Annotated in this window: 15 protein-coding genes; 12 read left to right on the forward strand and 3 right to left on the reverse strand. The window is 68.4% G+C overall.

Going from position 1 to position 18,074, the window contains the following annotated elements; translation table 11 throughout:
• The first annotated feature begins 1 nt into the window (after position 1).
• Entirely contained in the window at positions 2-1,672 is a 1,671-nt protein-coding gene (gene recN, locus P0086_RS18780; RefSeq protein WP_275788277.1) for a DNA repair protein RecN, read from the forward strand.
• Positions 1,673-1,827: 155 nt separating this feature from the next.
• Positions 1,828-3,984, forward strand: coding sequence for an NAD-dependent DNA ligase LigA (gene ligA, locus P0086_RS18785; RefSeq protein WP_275788279.1), 2,157 nt, complete (start codon positions 1,828-1,830; stop codon positions 3,982-3,984).
• A gap of 10 nt (positions 3,985-3,994) precedes the next feature.
• Here ligA and P0086_RS18790 read toward each other — a convergent pair whose 3' ends face one another.
• Complete coding sequence (locus P0086_RS18790) at positions 3,995-4,693, reverse strand: PAS domain-containing protein (protein ID WP_275788281.1); 699 nt, start codon at positions 4,691-4,693, stop codon at positions 3,995-3,997.
• 260 nt (positions 4,694-4,953) lie between these two features.
• Positions 4,954-6,966, reverse strand: coding sequence for a DEAD/DEAH box helicase (locus P0086_RS18795; RefSeq protein WP_275788283.1), 2,013 nt, complete (start codon positions 6,964-6,966; stop codon positions 4,954-4,956).
• Between the two features lie 464 nt (positions 6,967-7,430).
• On the opposite strand from P0086_RS18795, the gene panC reads away from it, so the two are divergent.
• The 8 genes from panC (at position 7,431) to P0086_RS18835 (ending at position 14,505) form a co-directional block, all read left to right on the forward strand.
• Positions 7,431-8,306 carry a pantoate--beta-alanine ligase gene (gene panC, locus P0086_RS18800; protein ID WP_275788284.1) on the forward strand — a complete coding sequence of 292 codons (876 nt, stop codon included), beginning with the start codon at positions 7,431-7,433 and terminating at the stop codon, positions 8,304-8,306.
• 2 nt (positions 8,307-8,308) lie between these two features.
• Entirely contained in the window at positions 8,309-9,136 is an 828-nt protein-coding gene (gene panB, locus P0086_RS18805) for a 3-methyl-2-oxobutanoate hydroxymethyltransferase (RefSeq protein WP_112597798.1), read from the forward strand.
• A gap of 136 nt (positions 9,137-9,272) precedes the next feature.
• The gene (locus P0086_RS18810; protein ID WP_112597796.1) at positions 9,273-9,986 is read left to right on the forward strand and encodes an AzlC family ABC transporter permease; all 714 of its coding nucleotides are present in this window, start codon (positions 9,273-9,275) and stop codon (positions 9,984-9,986) included.
• Between the two features lies 1 nt (position 9,987).
• A complete protein-coding gene (locus tag P0086_RS18815; RefSeq protein WP_112597794.1) occupies positions 9,988-10,302 on the forward strand; it encodes an AzlD family protein in 315 nt (104 codons plus the stop codon).
• A 248-nt stretch (positions 10,303-10,550) separates the two neighbouring features.
• The gene (locus tag P0086_RS18820; protein ID WP_275788286.1) at positions 10,551-11,537 is read left to right on the forward strand and encodes an ABC transporter substrate-binding protein; all 987 of its coding nucleotides are present in this window, start codon (positions 10,551-10,553) and stop codon (positions 11,535-11,537) included.
• A 29-nt stretch (positions 11,538-11,566) separates the two neighbouring features.
• A complete protein-coding gene (locus P0086_RS18825; protein ID WP_275788287.1) occupies positions 11,567-12,430 on the forward strand; it encodes an ABC transporter permease in 864 nt (287 codons plus the stop codon).
• Positions 12,427-13,155 (forward strand): ABC transporter ATP-binding protein, encoded by a 729-nt coding sequence (locus P0086_RS18830; RefSeq protein WP_112610056.1) that lies wholly within the window; start codon positions 12,427-12,429, stop codon positions 13,153-13,155. The genes P0086_RS18825 and P0086_RS18830 overlap by 4 nt, the downstream gene beginning before the upstream one ends.
• A gap of 12 nt (positions 13,156-13,167) precedes the next feature.
• The gene (locus P0086_RS18835) at positions 13,168-14,505 is read left to right on the forward strand and encodes an LLM class flavin-dependent oxidoreductase (protein ID WP_275788288.1); all 1,338 of its coding nucleotides are present in this window, start codon (positions 13,168-13,170) and stop codon (positions 14,503-14,505) included.
• 268 nt (positions 14,506-14,773) lie between these two features.
• Here P0086_RS18835 and P0086_RS18840 read toward each other — a convergent pair whose 3' ends face one another.
• On the reverse strand, positions 14,774-16,615 hold the full coding sequence (locus tag P0086_RS18840) for an aminopeptidase P family protein (protein ID WP_275788290.1): 1,842 nt from the start codon (positions 16,613-16,615) through the stop codon (positions 14,774-14,776).
• A 203-nt stretch (positions 16,616-16,818) separates the two neighbouring features.
• Here P0086_RS18840 and P0086_RS18845 point away from each other — a divergent pair, with 203 nt between their 5' ends.
• On the forward strand, positions 16,819-17,799 hold the full coding sequence (locus tag P0086_RS18845; RefSeq protein WP_275788322.1) for a DMT family transporter: 981 nt from the start codon (positions 16,819-16,821) through the stop codon (positions 17,797-17,799).
• A 49-nt stretch (positions 17,800-17,848) separates the two neighbouring features.
• Positions 17,849-18,074, forward strand: a 226-nt coding sequence (locus tag P0086_RS18850; protein WP_275788291.1) for a hypothetical protein, incomplete at its 3' end; no start/stop codon positions are given.

Raw genomic sequence — 18,074 nt, forward strand, 5'->3', positions numbered from 1 at the left:
GATGCTGGCACAGCTTTCGATCCGCGATATTGTCCTGATCGAACGGCTTGACCTCGGCTTCGACGGCGGGCTCTCGGTGCTGACCGGCGAAACCGGGGCCGGCAAATCCATTCTTCTCGATTCGCTGTCGCTCGCGCTCGGCGGGCGCGGCGACGGTTCGCTGGTCCGCCACGGGCTGGACAAGGGCCAGGTGACGGCGGTGTTCGACGTGCCGATGACGCATGCGGCCCGCAGCCTGCTCCGCGAGAACGGCATCGACGACGACGGCGACCTGATCTTCCGCCGCGTCCAGTCGGCCGACGGCCGCACCAAGGCCTATGTCAACGACCAGCCGGTCTCAGTACAGCTCATGCGCCAGGCCGGCCAGAAGCTCGTGGAGATCCACGGCCAGCACGACGACCGCGCCCTGATCGACACCGACGCGCACCGGCTGCTGCTCGACGCCTTCGGCGGGCTCGGCGAGGCGGTGGCGGAGGTCGCTGCCCTCTACCAGCGCTGGAAGGAAGCCGAGCGTTCGCTGCGCCGCCACCGCGAGAAGGTCGAGGCGGCCGCGCGCGAGGCCGACTACATCCGCTCCTCCGTCGAGGAACTGGAGAAGCTCTCGCCGCAGGACGGCGAGGAGGAGGTCCTGGCCGAGGAGCGGGCGCGGATGATGAAGGCCGAGCGGATCGCCGGCGACATCAACGAGGCGAGCGACTTCCTCAACGGCAACGCCTCTCCGGTTCCCGTCATCGCCTCGATGGTGCGGCGGCTGGAGCGCAAGAGCCAGGAGGCGCCGGGGCTGCTGGAAGAGACGGTCGAGCTGCTCGGCCGCGCCGTCGACCAGCTCTCGGACGCGCAGATGGCGGTCGAGGCGGCGCTGCGCAAGACCGAATTCGACCCGAAGCTCCTGGAGCGGACCGAGGAACGGCTGTTCGCGCTCCGGGCGGCCTCGCGGAAATATTCCGTTCCGGTCGCCGGCCTGCCGGCGCTCGCCGCCAGGATGATCGCCGACCTTGCCGATCTCGATGCGGGCGAGGAAAAGCTCACGCAACTGGAGCAGGCCGTCGGCGAGATGCGGGCGGCCTATGACGCAGCCGCCCGGGCGCTCTCGGAGCGCCGCCACCATACCGCCGAGGCGCTGGCCGCCGCCGTCATGGCCGAGCTTCCGGCGCTGAAGCTGGAGCGGGCCCGCTTCATGGTCAACATCACCACCGATCCGCAAGGCGGGGCCGAGGAGGGGATCGACACCGTCGAGTTCCATGTCCAGACGAACCCCGGCACGCGCCCCGGCCCGATCATGAAGGTCGCCTCCGGCGGCGAGCTGTCGCGCTTCCTGCTGGCGCTGAAGGTGGCGCTGGCCGACCGCGGCTCGGCGCCGACGCTCGTCTTCGACGAAATCGACACCGGCGTGGGCGGGGCGGTGGCGGATGCGATCGGCCAGCGGCTGAAGCGGCTGTCGTCGACCGTGCAGGTGCTCTCCGTCACGCATGCCCCCCAGGTGGCCGCGCGCGCGGCGACGCACCTTCTGATCTCCAAGGGGCCGGTCGACGGCGGCGAGACGATCGCCACCCGCGTCGCCCGCATGGACGAGGATGCCCGCACCGAGGAGATCGCCCGCATGCTCGCCGGCGCCTCCGTCACCGAAGAGGCGCGGGCGGCGGCGGCGCGGCTCCTGTCGGGCGGCGGCTAGCCGGAGGCCCAGTGTCCGGGCCGGCAGGGTCCGCTCATCCGTGACGTCCGCCACGTGTCGATGCTGCCCACATCTTCATGAGGATGGCGAGCGTGGCTTCTTCCCTTTTTGCCGCCATGCTCTAAAAAACAGGCCAGTCTTTCTGGAGTTCCGCGATGTCCGTCGAGCAAATCCCCGTCGAGAACCTGACAGAAGCGCAGGCGGCGGCCGAACTGGCCGTCCTTGCCGCCGAAATCGCCAAGAACGACGTGCTCTATCACGGCAAGGACCGGCCGGAGATATCGGATGCCGACTACGACGCGCTGAAGCGGCGCAACGATGCGATCGAGAAGCGCTTCCCGCAGCTCGTGCGGGCCGACAGCCCCTCGCTCAAGGTCGGTGCGGCGCCGCTTGCGACCTTCGCGCCGATCACCCATTCGCGGCCGATGCTGTCGCTCGACAACACGTTTTCCGACGAGGACGTGCGCGACTTCGTCAATTCCGTCTACCGGTTCCTGGGCGTGCTTCCGGACGGCTCGATCGCCTTCACCGCCGAGCCGAAGATCGACGGGCTGTCCATGTCGATCCGCTACGAGCAGGGGCGCCTCGTCAATGCCGCCACCCGTGGCGACGGCACGACCGGGGAGAACGTCACCGAGAACATCCGGACCATCAGGGAGATCCCCGAGCGGCTGCCCGGCGGGGTGCCGGATGTCGTCGAGGTGCGCGGCGAGGTCTACATGAGCAAGGCCGACTTCCTGGCGCTGAACGAGAAGATGGCGGCGGAGGGCAAGCAGACCTATGTCAATCCGCGCAACACCGCGGCGGGGTCGCTGCGCCAGCTCGATGCGAAGGTGACGGCGAGCCGCAACCTGAAATTCTTCGCCTATGCCTGGGGCGAGATGTCGGCGATGCCGGCGGATACGCAAATGGGCATGGTGGCCAAGTTCAAGGAGTGGGGCTTTCCGGTCAATCCGCTGATGAAGCGGCTGACCTCGGTGGACGACATCATCGCCCACTACTCCGACATCGGCTTGAAGCGGCCGGATCTCGACTACGAGATCGACGGCGTCGTCTACAAGGTCGACCGGCTGGACCTGCAGGCGCGGCTCGGTTTCCGCTCGCGCAGCCCGCGCTGGGCGACGGCGCACAAGTTCCCGGCCGAGCAGGCCTTCACCAAGGTGGAGAGGATCGACATCCAGGTGGGCCGCACAGGGGCGCTGACGCCGGTGGCGCGGCTGACCCCGATCACCGTCGGCGGCGTCGTCGTCACCAATGCGACGCTGCACAACGAGGACTACATCAAGGGCCTCGGCAATTCCGGCGAGCGCATCCGCGAGGACGGCCACGACATCCGCATCGGCGACACGGTGATCGTGCAGCGGGCAGGGGACGTCATCCCGCAGGTGCTCGACGTGGTCATGGAGAAACGGCCGGCGGATGCGGTTCCCTACGACTTCCCGAAGACCTGCCCGGTCTGCGGCAGCCATGCGGTGCGCGATATCAACGAGAAGACCGGCAAGATCGATGCCGTGCGCCGCTGCACCGGCGGCTTTGTCTGCCGGGCGCAGGCGGTGGAGCACCTGAAGCACTTCGTCTCCCGCAACGCCTATGACATCGAGGGGCTCGGCTCCAAGCAGATCGACTTCTTCTTCGAGGCGGAGGATCGGGCGCTGTCGATCCGCACCGCGCCGGAGATCTTCACGCTGGAGAAGCGGCAGGCGGCGTCGCTGACGAAGCTGGAGAACATCGAGGGCTTCGGCCGGGTGAGCGTGCGCAAGCTGTTCGAGGCGATCAATGCCCGGCGGACGATCGCGCTCAACCGCTTCATCTACGCGCTCGGCATCCGCCATGTCGGCGAGACGACGGCGAAGCTGCTGGCGCGCGCCTACGGCACCTATGCGGCCTTCGAGGCCGGGATGACGGCGGCGGCGTCCTTCTCGGGCGAGGCCTGGGCCGAACTCAACAGCATCGACGGCATCGGCGAGGTCGTCGCCCGCGCCATCGTCGAATTCTACAAGGAGCCGCGCAACCTCGACGTGATCGGCCGGCTCCTAGAAGAGGTGACGCCGGAGGCTGCGGAAGTGCCCGTTGCCAGCGACAGCCCGGTGGCCGGCAAGACCGTCGTCTTCACCGGTTCCCTGGAGAAGATGACGCGCGACGAGGCGAAGGCGATGGCGGAGCGGCTGGGCGCCAAGGTGTCCGGTTCTGTGTCGAAGAAGACCGACCTGGTCGTGGCGGGCCCGGGCGCCGGCTCCAAGCTCGACAAGGCGCGCGAGTTCGGGGTCGAGGTGATTGACGAGGACCAGTGGCTGGAGCGGATCAAGCCGTGATCGGCATCGCTCAATGGTCCCGGCGGCGGCGGTCGGGGCCTTCGTGGATGACCAACAGCGCGCCGATCATCGTCGGGCCTTCCGAATAACACGGCGTCAGCCGGCGGCGGATCACGACCACCTGTCCGTCCCGCTCGCGGGCGTTGGTGTATTCGACGGTTTCGCCGGCGAAGCAGCGGTCGAGATTGTCCCTGATCCGGTCGAAGCGCTCGGCGCCGACGATGTCGCGCACGTGCCGCCCGACGAGCTCGTGCGGCTTCTGTCCGAGACGGGCCGCCTCGGTTGCATTCGTGTAGAGATAGCGGTAGTCGGTCGTCACGACGGCGACGCGCTCGGCGAGCGTATCGAGCTGCGCGATGTCCAGCACCCCGTTCCGGACCGGTGCGGAGAGGGCGGGCAGGCCGTTCTGGTCGGCCGGCCGCGTGCGCACGGTGATGTACCGTCGCAGCAGCAGCTCGATCAGATCGGCGTTGTTGCGGACGCTGGAGGCATCCTCGGCCTCCTCGCGCAACAGCCTCAGAAGTGCGGTGAACTGGGCCTGCTGCTCGGCCGCGTCATTGGTCTGACGGTCGACCAGTGCGGTCAGGGCGTTCGTCAGCTCTCGATCCAGGCGATGGACGAGCGGGATGTCCTCGGCGTCGATGGCGTCGTGCAGGCGACGGTAACGCTCCCAGAACTCCTCGGTCAGCCGGTCCATGGTCAGGGACAACGGTCCCGTCCGGCCCAGATTTGGTTTCGTATCTGCCATTCAACCCGCCAGGTGCGCGACGTCGCCCGTCCTGATTCCCCTGCCGCGCTGCAGCGACAATATGATTCTTGCGGCAGGTGGTGAAGGGGAAAACGGCAGAATTCGCCCTTTCGTTGCACGAATTGCCGCAACGGAAGCCATTTTTGATTGCAGGCGGGAAGCCGGGGCCGCCGGACGATGGCAGGCGTGGGCGCCTGTCGCCATCCGGCGGCATATCGGGCTCAGTTGGCGGACTTGCGTGCCTTGCGCTTCGGCGGGGCTCCCGCGGCCTTGTGGTCGTGACGGGCCGGCTTGTCGGGGAAGGGGCCGTCCTTGAAGGGGCGGGCCTTGCCGGCCTTGCCCTTGAAGCCCGCGGGCTTGCCGGAACGCTCCTCCCGTACGGCGGCGTCATGCGAACGCGCCTGGGCGTCTGCGCCCTTCTCCCAGGCCTTGCGGTGGGGCTTGTCGGCGCCGTCGTCATTGCCGGAAGCGCGCCCGCGCCTGCCGTTGTCGCGCTCGTTGCCGAAGTCCCGTTCCTTGCCGAAGTCCCGTTCCTTGCGCGGGCCGCGGTCGGGCCGGTCGCCGGCGGCCTTGCCCCGGGGCTTGGCGGCCATGTCCGGCACGCCTTCGAGCCTCGTCAGGCGGATGCCCTTCTCGATGAGCTGCTTCGGGCCGATCCTGGCCAGGAAGGCGTCCGCCGAGGCTTCGGCGATCTCGATGTAGGTCTCCTCCTGCTGCATGCGGATCGCGCCGATCTCGTTGCGGGTGATGCCGCCGGCGCGGCAGAGCATCGGGATCAGCCAGCGCGGCTCGGCGTTCTGCTTGCGGCCGACGGAGATCGAGATCCAGCGGCCGGGGCCGAAGGCGTCGCGCGGCGGGCGGGGCGCCTGTTCTCCGGCTTCGCCCGGCCGGCGTTCGCGCGCGGGGCGGCGCTGCGACAGGTCGACGTCCCGCAGCTCTTCCGGCGCGGAGCGGCCCTTGCGATAGAGGCGCACGAAGGCGGCGGCGATCTGGCGGGCGTCGAGCGTGGCCAGAAGCGCGTCGGTGAACGCCGCCTCGTCGTCGGCGACCGGCTCGGCAAGGATGGGATCGGCCAAGAGCCGCTCGTCGTCGCGCTGCAGGATCTCGTCGGCGGACGGCGGGTTGGCCCATTCGGCGGTGATCTTGGCCATCGCCAGCAGCCGCTCGGCGCGACGGATCGCCGGGACCGGGACGATCAGCGCGCTGACGCCCTTGCGGCCGGCGCGGCCGGTACGGCCGCTTCGGTGCAGCAGCGTCTCCGGATTGGTCGGAAGATCGGCGTGGACGACGAGCTCGAGATTGGGCAGGTCGATGCCGCGGGCGGCGACGTCGGTGGCGATGCAGACCCGGGCGCGGCCGTCGCGCATTGCCTGCAGCGCGTGCATGCGCTCGTTCTGGGAGAGCTCGCCGGACAGCGCGACGACGGAGAAGCCGCGGTTGTTGAGGCGCGCGGTCAGGTGGTTGACGGCGGCGCGGGTCGAGCAGAAGACGATCGCCGTCGGCGCCTCGTAGAAACGCAGCACGTTGATGATCGCATGCTCGCGGTCGTGCGGGGTGACGGCCAGGGCGCGATAGGCGATGTCGCCGTGCTGGCCCTTCTCGGCCGCCGTCGTCACGCGCACCGCGTCGCGCTGGTAGCTGCGCGCCAGCTCCTCGATGGCCCGGGGAACGGTCGCCGAGAACATCAGCGTGCGCCGTTCTTCGGGGGCCGCCTCGAGAATGAATTCCAGATCCTCGCGGAAGCCGAGGTCGAGCATCTCGTCGGCCTCGTCGAGGACGACCGCCTTCAGTCCGGAAAGATCCAGCGCGCCGCGGTCGATATGGTCGCGCAGGCGGCCGGGGGTGCCGACGACGATCTGGGCGCCGCGTTCCAGCGCGCGGCGTTCGGTGCGGATGTCCATGCCGCCGACGCAGGAAGCGATCACCGCGCCGGTCTCGGCATAGAGCCATTCGAGCTCGCGCTTGACCTGCAGGGCGAGTTCGCGCGTCGGCGCGATCGCCAGCGCCAGCGGCGCGGAGGCCCGGCCGAAGCGCTCTTCGCCCCCGAGCAGGGTCGGGGCAAAGGCCAGGCCGAAGGCCACGGTCTTGCCCGAGCCGGTCTGGGCGGAAACGAGCAGGTCGGCGCCTTCGAGCCCGGGATCGGCCACCGCCTTCTGCACCGGGGTCAGCGTCGTGTAGCCGCGTTTTGCCAACGCGCTTGCCATCGCCGGAACGAGGCGTTCGTATTCGGTCATTTCTGGTCTTTCGAATCTGTGAAGCGCGCCGCCGGCGAAGGCTCACGTGCTCTCTGTGTTGTTCCTGTGCATGGCGCAGTCCCGAAACCGCTGCGCGTCTTCGGGGCACATGCGTCAGGTCCGGCCCGGATGTGCGGGCGCATTGCTCCGGCCTTTGCGGCCGTCTGCGACTGGCGCGTTCGTAGCTGGAAGCGGTGCAAAAGTACAGGGCGAATATCGCAGGCCCGCGCGCTGCCGCCACGGCAAGCGGGCGATTGTGTTTTCGCGCTGCACAAGTTAGAAAGCGCCGCTGCCGCGAAAGAGTGCAAATGCCGCCGGCAGTGACACCTTTGGGAGGAGGTGTGGCGCACGAGGACGCTGGCTGTGACCTGCGGCAGATCCGGTGCGCGGCAGTGAGAAATATCGCCTGACCCTGACGGATCGCTTGTCCCTCACGGCCGGCAAAGGTTGGAGGATCAGCCTCGATGCAGACCGTCACCACCATCGAGGGCTTGCGCGCGGCGTTGGCGCCGCTTCGCGCCCGCGGCAAGACCGTCGGCCTCGTCCCGACGATGGGCTATCTTCACGTCGGCCACATGGAACTGGTGCGCCGCGCGCGCGCCGAAAACGACGTCGTCGTCGCCTCGATCTTCGTCAATCCGCTGCAGTTCGGCGCCGGCGAGGACCTGACGCGCTATCCGCGCGACCTGCCGCGCGACCAGAAGATGCTGGACGAGGGCGGCGTCGATTTCGTGTTCGCGCCCGGTGTCTCCGACATGTATCCGCGCCCGATGGCGACCGTCGTCGACGTGCCCGCGCTCGGCGCCGAGCTCGAGGGCGCGGTGCGGCCCGGCCATTTCTCCGGCGTCTGCACGGTGGTCACCAAGCTGTTCAACATCGTCGGCCCGGACCGCGCCTATTTCGGCGAGAAGGACTTCCAGCAGCTGACGATCATCCGCCGCATGGTCGAGGACCTGGTCCAGCCGGTCGCGGTGATCGGGGTGCCGACGGTGCGCGAGGCGGACGGGCTCGCCTGCTCGTCGCGCAACGTCTACCTGAGCGCCGATGAGCGGGCGGCGGCCGTCGTCGTTCCCAAGGCGCTGGAGGAGGCCGAACGGCTGATCCGAGCCGGCGAGCGCAGCCCGCGCGCCGTCGAGGAGGGCGTGCGCGCCTTCATCGCCGCCGAGCCGCTGGCCAGGGCGGAGATCGTGGCGCTGCGGCACCCGGAAACGCTGGCCGAGGTCGAGGAAATCGGTCCCGGGCCGGTTCTTGTGTTGCTTTTCGTCCGGATCGGGAGCACGAAGCTGCTCGATAACCGGATTATCGGCCCGAATACGCAGACAGCAGCGAAGGTAGCCTGACAATGAGCGTGCATGCAGCGAAGCGGCGCCTTGCGCCCGCGGATATCCGGGCCCTGAAGGGCCAGCGACCGATTGTCAGCCTCACGGCCTATACGACGCCGATCGCCAAGCTGCTCGATCCGCATGTGGACTTCATGCTGGTCGGGGATTCGCTCGGCATGGTCGTCTACGGCCTCGATTCCACCGTCGGCGTCACGCTGGAGATGATGATCGCGCACGGCCAGGCCGTCATGCGCGGATCGGACAATGCCTGCGTCGTCGTCGACCTGCCGTTCGGCTCCTACCAGGAATCCAAGGAGCAGGCCTTCCACAGCGCCGCCCGCGTGCTGAAGGAGACCGGCTGCAGCGCCGTGAAGCTGGAGGGGGGCGCGGAGATGGCCGAGACGGTCGATTTCCTCACCCAGCGAGGTATTCCGGTGCTCGGCCATGTCGGGCTGATGCCGCAGCTGATCAACACGACCGGCGGCTACCGCTCGCTCGGCCGCAGCGACAAGGAAGCCGACAAGATCCGCCGCGACGCCAAGGCGATCGACGATGCCGGGGCCTTTGCGATCGTCGTCGAGGGGACGGTGGAGCCGCTCGCCCGCGAGATCACCAGCACGCTCAGCGTGCCGACGATCGGCATCGGCGCGTCGCCCGCCTGCGACGGCCAGGTGCTGGTGGTGGACGATGCGCTCGGCATCTTCACCGACTTCAAGCCGCGCTTCGTCAAGCGTTTCGCCGATCTCGCGCCGCAGATCAGCGAAGCCTTCGCCGCCTATGCGGAAGAGGTCAAGGCGCGGACTTTCCCCGCGCAGGAGCACACGTTCCAGGTGAAGACCAAGCCCTGAGACCGCACGGCGGCCGGTCCGTGGCTGCGGGCCGGCAATGGTTCAGCAAAATCGATCGGTACATCAGGCATATTCAATTGCGCTGAGGGTGGCGGGGGACTAGAGCGGTTCCACGCAGGGCGGAGGTGCGCGTTAGGTGAGCAAGGCTGATTTCTTCCAGGGCGTGCGCAACGGCACGCCGGTATTCTTGTCCGCAGCGCCGTTCGGGGCGCTGTTCGGCGCCGTCGCGGTCGCCAACGGCCAGACGATTGCCGAGGCGGTGCTGATGAGCATGACGATCTTCGCCGGCGCCAGCCAGCTGGTCGGCATCGAGCTGTTCGGCCAGCATATCGCGCCCTGGGTGATCGTCCTGTCGATCTTCGCGGTGAACTTCCGCCACATCCTCTATTCGGCCGCGATGGCGCCGTTCGTCCGGCATTTCACGGCGGTGGAGAAGTTCTTCGCCTTCTTCGTCCTGACCGATCCGCAATTTGCCGAAACGTTGCGGCGCGGGGAATCGGGCCGCAAGGTCAGCTTCGCCTGGTACATCGGCTTTGCGCTGGTCATCTATGTTCCCTGGCAGGTGATGACCGCGCTCGGCGGCATCTTCGGCCAGCTGATCGGCGATCCGAAGGTGATCGGCATCGACGTGCTGCTGCCGATCTATTTCATGGCGCTGGTGCTGGGCTTCCGCAAGCGCGCGAACTTCCTGCCCGTCGTCGCCGTCAGCGGTGCCGTCTCGGTGATCGCCTATCACACGGTCGGCTCCCCCTGGCACGTCAGCATCGGCGCGATTGCCGGCATGGCGCTCGCCGCTATGCTGCCGATCAAGCGCGATCCGGCTCCGCGCGAAGCAGCGCAGGAGGGCTGAGATGGACGCGTTCTTTCATGGCGACATGGTCGCGCTCATCCTGGCCGGCGCGGTTGCGACCTTCCTGACGCGCATCGGCGGCTACTGGCTGGTGATGCGGATGAAGACGATCCCGCCGCGGCTGGAGGCGGCGCTGAACGCGGTGCCGGCGGCCGTCCTGACGACGCTCGTGGCGCCCGCCTTCTTCACCGGCGGCCCCGACGTGCAGGTGGCGATGGCGGCGGCGCTGATCGCAAGCCTCCGGCTCTCGGTGCTGCCGATGCTGGCGATCGGCTGGTGCGCGGTCATGCTGATGCGCTACGCTTTCGGCACCTGACGGAGCTCGCCGGGGGCCCTTTGCCGGCGACGAAGCCGCGCCGCCGTGACCGTCACGCGCCTTGGCAGCCCCTCTTGACAGGAGAACCGCTGCGCGTCGATTCCGCGCTTCTTAGAACAACGCCTGCGCGTCACGGCGATCGACGGGAATATATGACCAAATTAAATCCATAAAATCTATAGATATTGATGTGGGCGCCAGCTTGGCCTAGCCTTTCTCCCAAGGTAACGAACAGGAGAGGGCATCCCATGCTGAACAGACGGGCATTTCTCGCGGCGACGTCGGCGATCGGATTTTCGGCGGTACTCGGACGGGGCGCGGCGGCGGAAGAGCCGGCGGCAGGCACCAGGCTGATCGTTGCCGACCAGAGCGAGCTGGTGCGCAACCTGCTGGAGGCGAGCGGCGAGGGCGACAAGCTCGGCTTCGCGTTCGAGCTCCCCAACTTTGCCGGCGGGCCGGCGATCTACGAGGCGATCCGCGCGGACGCGCTCGACATCGCCTATGTCGGCGATACGCCGCCGATCCAGGCGCGGGCGGCCGGCACGCTCTTGCCGATCGTCGCCACCTTCACCCGCGAAGTGGCGCAGTACAGGCTGACCAGCCGGCCGGGGCTGGTCATCAACAAGCTCTCCGAGCTGAAGGGCAATAGCGTCAGCTACATCGAGGGCTCGGGGCGACAGGTGTTCCTGATCGAGGCGCTCAACCGCGCCGGGCTGAAGCTCGACGACGTGCAACTGGTCAAGCTGCGCATCGCCGACCTGCCGGATGCGATCCGTTCGGGCGCCGTCGACGTGGCGGTGCTGCAGGAGCCGCACGTCACCCGCCTGGTGAACCAGGTCGGCGCCAGCCCGGTGCTCGATCCGGAGGAACGCAGGCTGCTGCCGAGCACGAGCTACTTCTACGCCCGTCCGGCGGTGCTCGCCGATCCCGGCAAGGCCGCGGCCATCCGTCAGTTCATCGGCGCCTTCGTGCGGGCGGGGCGCTGGAGCAACGACAACCAGGAGGCCTGGGCCAAGCACTACTACACCGACTTCCAGCGCATCGACCCGAACGACACGGCGGCGATCCTCGCCGGCCAGTCGCCGCTGGTGTTCCAGACGTCGGTGGAGGCGATCCCGCATCACCAGAAGCTGATCGACATCCTCTACCAGTCCGGCTCGCTGAAGGAGCGCTTCGACGCCGCCGGATCCTTCGTCGACACCTTCGACGACGTGATCGCCGGCGCCCGCGCCTGAGCGCGCGACCGAAAACGAGAGGAGAGGACATGACGGACGCGACCTCAGAGGGCAATTTCTACGTGGCGGGACGGGCAGGCGAGCGATCGCCCGCACCGCCCCGCAGCGGGGCACGCGCCGTTCGGCTGACGCCGGAGCGCTTGCCCGCCGGCCTTCGCCTCTTGGGTCCGGTGCTGGTGGTGCTCGCATGGGAGGCCGCCTCGCGGCTCGGGCTGCTGTCGCCGGCGACGCTGACGGCGCCATCCACCGCGCTTGCCACCGGCTACCAGATGTTCTCCGACGGCAGCCTGCTGCCGCATCTGCTGGCATCCGCCGGCCGCGCCTATTCCGGGCTCTTCCTCGGCGTGCTCGCCGGCGTGGTGCTCGCGCTGCTCTCGGGGCTGACGCGGACCGGCGAGGCGCTGATCGACGGGCTGGTGCAGATCAAGCGGGCGGTGCCGACCTTGGCGCTGATCCCGCTCGTGATCATCTGGCTCGGCATCGGCGAGGCGATGAAGGTGTTCCTGATCTTCACTGCCGTGCTCGTGCCCGTCTACATCAACACCCACGCGGCGCTGCGCGGCATCGACATCGGCCATATCGAGCTGGCGCGGACGCTGGGGCTCTCGCGCGGCGAGTTCATCCGCCACGTGGCGCTGCCCGGCGCGCTTCCCGGCTTCTTCGTCTCGCTGCGGCTCGCCGTCGCGCTCTGCTGGACGGCGCTGGTCGTTCTCGAGCTGATCAATACGCAGACCGGCATCGGCTACCTGATGAACCGTGCCCGCGACTGGGGCCAGACCGACATCATCGTCGTCGGCATCATCATCTACGCCGTGCTCGGCCTCGTCTCGGACGCCGTCGTCCGCGCGGTCGAAGCGAAGGTCCTGTCCTACCGGAGGTCGCTCGGCTCATGACCTTCCACCGTCCCATCACTCCCGCGGTCGTCCTTCGCGACCTGTCGCGCAGCTTCAAGGGCAAGACCGTGCTCGACCGGGTGTCGCTGGAGATCCCCCGCGGCCAGTTCGTGGCGTTGCTCGGCGAGAGCGGTTCGGGCAAGACGACGCTGCTTCGGGCGCTCGCCGGCCTCGACGACGACGCCGAGACCGCCGGCCATTTCCAGGTCGCCGGAAGCACTTCCGTGCTGTTCCAGGATTCCCGCCTGCTGCCGTGGATGAGCGTGATCGGCAACGTGACGCTCGGCCTGCGTCGCCCGGACGCCCGGGCAGCGGCGCTGGAAATGCTGGGAGCCGTCGGCCTCGGCGACAAGACGGACGTCTGGCCGTCGACGCTCTCGGGCGGGCAGAAGCAGCGGGCGTCGCTGGCCCGCTCGCTTCTGCGCGCACCGGACGTGCTGCTCGCCGACGAGCCCTTCGGCGCGCTCGACGCGCTGACACGGCTGCGCATGCAGGCGCTGCTGCTGCGCCTGGTCGAACGCCAGCGGCCGACCGTCATCCTCGTCACCCATGACGTGGAGGAAGCGCTGCTTCTGGCCGACCGCATCCTCGTCCTGAAGGACGGGCGGATCGCCGAGGACCATCCCGTCCGCATGCCGCAGCCGCGGCGGGTGGACCATCCCGAGTTTGCCGGCCTCCGACAGACACTGCTGTCGAGCCTCGGCGTGGAAACCGAAGCCGTCTGAAAGGCATAGACCATGACCCGCAAGCTGCACCTGAACCTGTTTCTCATGCCCCGCGGCCATCACGAGGCGGCGTGGCGGCATCCGGCCTCGACCAAGAGGGCGCTGACCGATATCGAGCTCTATGCGGAGGCGGCGCGGATCGCCGAGGCCGCCAAGTTCGACGCGGTGTTCCTGGCGGACACGCTGGTGGCGCCGAACAACGGCGGGCTGGTGGCGACTGGGGCGCTGGAACCCTTCACGCTGCTGTCGGCGCTCGCCGCGCGCACCGAGCGGATCGGCCTGATCGGCACGGCCTCGACCACCTACAGCCTGCCCTATACGCTGGCGCGGCAGTTCGCCTCGCTCGACAATATCTCGAACGGCCGGGCCGGCTGGAACATCGTCACCTCCTGGGCGCCGCAGGCCGGCCTGAACTACGGGCTCGAGGCCGATGTCGAACATGGCGAGCGCTACCGGATCGCCGAGGAATTCGTCGAGGCCGTGGACGCGCTCTGGCGCAGCTACCCCTCGCATGCGGTGCTCGACGACCGCGACGGCGGACGCTACCTCGATCCGTCGCTGGTCCGGCCGATCGCCTACGAAGGGCGGCACTACCGCACGCGCGGCCCGCTGAACGTGCCGGCGGGTCCGCAGGGGCGCCCGGTCTACGTGCAGGCCGGCCAGTCCGACACCGGGCGGGCCTTTGCCGCCCGCTGGGCCGAGGCGATCTTCACCGCCCACCTGACCAAGGAATCGGCGCGGACGTTCTATGCCGACGTCAAGGGCAGGGCCGCGGCCTACGGGCGCCGGCCGGAGGATATCGTCATCCTGCCCGGCCTCAGTGCCGCGATCGGCTCGACGATGCGCGAGGCCGAGCAGGTCTGGGAGGAACTCGACGCGCTGACCAGCACCGAGATCGGGCTGTCGCGGCTGTCGGCCCGCTTCGGCGGCCATGATTTCAGCGGCGTGCCGCTCGACCGTCCGTTGAGGCGCGGCGACTTTCCCGATCCCGAGCGGGTGGAGGCGTCGAAGAGCCGCGCCATCGGCTATGTCGAGACCGCGCTCAACGAAGGGCTGACGCTGCGAAAGCTGCTGCAGCGGCTCGCCGGCGCGCGCGGCCATTTCACCGCGACGGGCACGCCGGAGCAGGTGGCCGACATCATCGAGGACTGGCTGGTCTCCGGTGCCGCCGACGGCTTCAACGTCATGCCGCCAATCCTCTACAGCCAGTTCGAGCTGTTTGCTGCCGAGGTCGTGCCGATCCTGCGCAGGCGCGGCCTGTTCCGCGAGGACTACGAGGGCACGACGCTGCGCGCGCATTTCGGGCTTTCCCCCGTGCGCGAGGACGCGCCGCTGGCGCATTCGGCCTGAGCGGGCGGAAGCGAACGGCGCTGCCGCCGGGTTCTCTCACCGGGGAAAGACCGCCCTCACCCTGACCCTCTCTCCGCAGGCGGGGCGAGGGGACGGAGACGCTGCGACACCCTCTCTCCTCGCATGCGTTGTAAGGGGACGAAGGCGCTGCGGCGTTCGCCCTTCTCCCCGCTTGAGGGGAGAAGGTGCCGGCAGGCGGATGAGGGGCAGAGCCGGCGCACTATGGCGCCCGTCGCTCGTCATCCGGATCGTGGTTGGCGCGTCCCCGTCACGTTCCGTGACTGAAGGGCGCCGTTGCGGCCTCCAGCCACGTGCGCACCGTCGGATCCTCGATCAGCGGCATCAGCTTCTCGCGCGTCTGCGCGTGATATTCGTCGACCCAGTGGAGCTCCTCGCGGGTCAGAAGCTCGGTGACGATCAGCCGCTTGTCGAGCGGGCAGAAGGTCAGGGTCTCGAAGGACAGCATGTCGCGGTCGCCGCCCTCGACGGGTGCTGCCGGCAGCACGTGGATCAGGTTCTCGATGCGGATGCCGAAGCTGCCGGCGCGGTAGTAGCCGGGCTCGTTGGAGAGGATCATGCCGGGCAGAAGCTCCTGCGTCGCCAGGCGCGCGATGCGCTGCGGACCCTCGTGCACGGAGAGATAGGAGCCGACGCCGTGGCCGGTGCCGTGGGCATAATCCGCGCCGGCCTTCCACAGCGCCACGCGGGCGAGGGGGTCAAGGTCGCAGCCGCGGCTGCCCTTCGGGAAGCGCGCCGTGCTGATCGCGATCATGCCCTTCAGCACCAGCGTGAAGAAGCGCTTCTGCTCGTCCGGCACGTCGCCGATCGCCACCGTGCGGGTGATGTCGGTGGTGCCGTTGATGTACTGCGCGCCGGAATCGATCAGAAACAGCGTGCCGTCCTCGAGCGGCGCGTCGGTCTCGGTCGTGACCCGATAGTGGATGACCGCGCCGTGCGCGCCGGCGCCGCTGATCGTGTCGAAGGAGACGTCCTTCAGCGGGTTCTGCATGCGCTCGCCGACGGCGGCGCGGCAGGCCTCGAGCTTCTTCGTCACGGCAATTTCCGTCAGCGTGCCCGGTTTGGCGGCATCGAGCCAGGCCAGGAACTCGACCATGGCGGCGCCGTCCTGCAGGTGCGCCTTGGCGGAGCCTGCGAGTTCCACGTCGTTCTTGCAGGCGCGGGGCAGGCGGGCGGGGTCGGCGCCTTCCACGACGGTCCCGCCGGCCTGGCGGATCGCCTCGGCGAGCGCGAACGGCGCCTGGTCGGGGTCGATCAGGATGCGCTTGCCCTCGCGTGACAGGGCGGCGATGCGGGCGGCAAACTCGGATGGCGGCGTGAAATCGGCGAACTGGGTGAGGTAGGCCTCCTCCTCGATGCCGGTCTTGCGCTTGTCGATGAAGATCTCGGCCTTGCCGTTTGCATGCAGGATGGCGCGCGCGAGCGGGTGGGGCGTGTGCGGCACGTCGCTGCCGCGGATGTTGAAGAGCCAGGCGATGGTCGAGGGATCGGTGACGGCGAGCGCGTCGGCGCCGGCTTCCGCCACCTTTGCCGCCATCTCGGCGATCTTGTCCTTCGCCAGCTTGCCGGAAAATTCGAGCGGCTGGATCTTCACCCGGCCGAGCGGCTCGGCGGGACGATCGGTCCAGAGGCGGTCGAGCGGGTTGTGGTCGAGCGGCACGAGGCTGCCGCCGACTTTCTCCAGCGCCTTCTCGAGCCTGCGCACCTCGCCGCCGGTGTGCAGCCAGGGATCGATGCCGAGGCGGAAGCCCTTCGAGGCGTGCTTCGGGATCCACAGGTGCGGCGGCTCGCCGACCAGGTCGCCACCCTTGAAGACGCTGCCGTCGACCTGTTCGGCAAGCTGCGTCACATAGCGGCCGTCGACGAACACGATCGCCTCGCCGCGGGTGACGAGGACGATGCCGGCCGAGCCGGTGAAGCCCGTCAGCCAGGCCAGCCGTTCGGCGCATTTCGGCACGTATTCGCCCTGGAACTCGTCGGCGCGCGGAACGAGGAAGCCGTCGATGCCGAGGCCGTCGAACGTGGCGCGCAGCGCGTCGGTGCGTTCGCGGCCGAATTGCGGGGTGGAGGTGACGTCGAAACTCTGGAACATGGCTGTGCTACCGGACGGTTTGGGATTCGGGCCGGGACTCTAACCCATTGCCGCCGAAAACCCAGCCGAATTTCCGAATTGCGGGCAATTCCGCGCCTCGTGGCTTGGAAGAGGGCCGTGCCAAGCGCTCCTGCGCTCTGCATACCGGGTTGTGGAGGAGCCGGCATCTGTGCAACGTGGACGAACTGTGGCACGATCCGGCCATGGCGATCCATGTCCTGGCGGTACATCGCGATGCAGGCGGGACGGAACCGGCGGCGGGCGGCGCGCTTGCGGCCGCCTATTCCGTCGCGGTCGTCTGCTGGCTGCTGTCGGCCGGCGTCTACATCGCGGCGAAATGGGTCTCCGCCGAGATGCCGCCCTGGGCGCTCTGCTTCTGGCGAGTGCTAATCGCCTTTGCGATCCTCTTGCCGATCGTGCGCGGCCACCGCGCCGACATGGTGGCGATGGTGCGGGCACGCGGCCTCGAACTCCTGGTCATCGGCGGCACGGGGCTGGCGGTCTGCCAGGGCCTGATCTTCGTCGGCCTCGAACATGCCGACGCCACGACCGCCGGCATCATCATCGCGCTCATCCCGATCCTCACTATGATCCTTGCCCGGGTGATCCTGGCCGAGCCGATGGGCCGCTGGCAGGTGATCGGATCGATCCTGGCCTTTGTCGGGATCGCGGTCATCATTCTCAAGGGCAGCCCGGCGGCGCTGATGGGGCTCGACTTCAATGCCGGCGAGCTGTGGATCGTCGCCGGTGCGTTCTGCTTCAGCCTCTATACGGTCCTGCTTCGCCGGGCGAAATTCGAGCTCGACCGGCTGGCGCTGCTGGTGCTTCTGCTCGGCGCGGCGGTGATCACGGCGCTGCCGTTCTACCTCTATGAACTGGCGGCCGACGAGCGCACGACGCTGAATGTCAGCGGGCTCGTGGCGCTCGCCTATGTGGCGATCCCCGGCGGCGCGCTGATGTACTATCTCTTCAACCGGAGCATCGAGACGCTGGGCGCCAGCCGGGCGGGGATGTTCCTCTACATCCAGACGATCTTCATCGCCGTGCTCGCCTATTTCATCCTCGGCGAGCAGTTGCACCTCTACCATCTGGAAGGGGCGGCGCTCATCGTCGCCGGCCTGCTCCTGATCCTCCTGCTCAAGCCGAAAGGCGAGGCCGCGGCAGAGAAGGCGTCTGCGAGCTGAGGCGCCATGGGGGCGCATGGGGAAGGCTTGCAGAGGTCGGAGACTTGCGGTGAGCCAGCATGCGCTGGGTGCATGGCTCCCATGTTCAAAATTCGCTGTTGTCTTTTTTCGTTTCGGCTATAAGACGCGCATCGAAGCGAACGCGAAAGCGCTCGAAGCGAAAGTAAAACGAAAGATTTCGCCGCAAGGCGATCCAGCTAGGTGCTTCGGACACAATCCCGTCCGGTCACTCCTCCTCCCTCCTCCGGGTGGGCGTTCGGAGCACGTAGAGTCCG

It is taken from the genome of Mycoplana sp. MJR14 (assembly GCF_029210525.1).
Classification (GTDB): domain Bacteria; phylum Pseudomonadota; class Alphaproteobacteria; order Rhizobiales; family Rhizobiaceae; genus Mycoplana.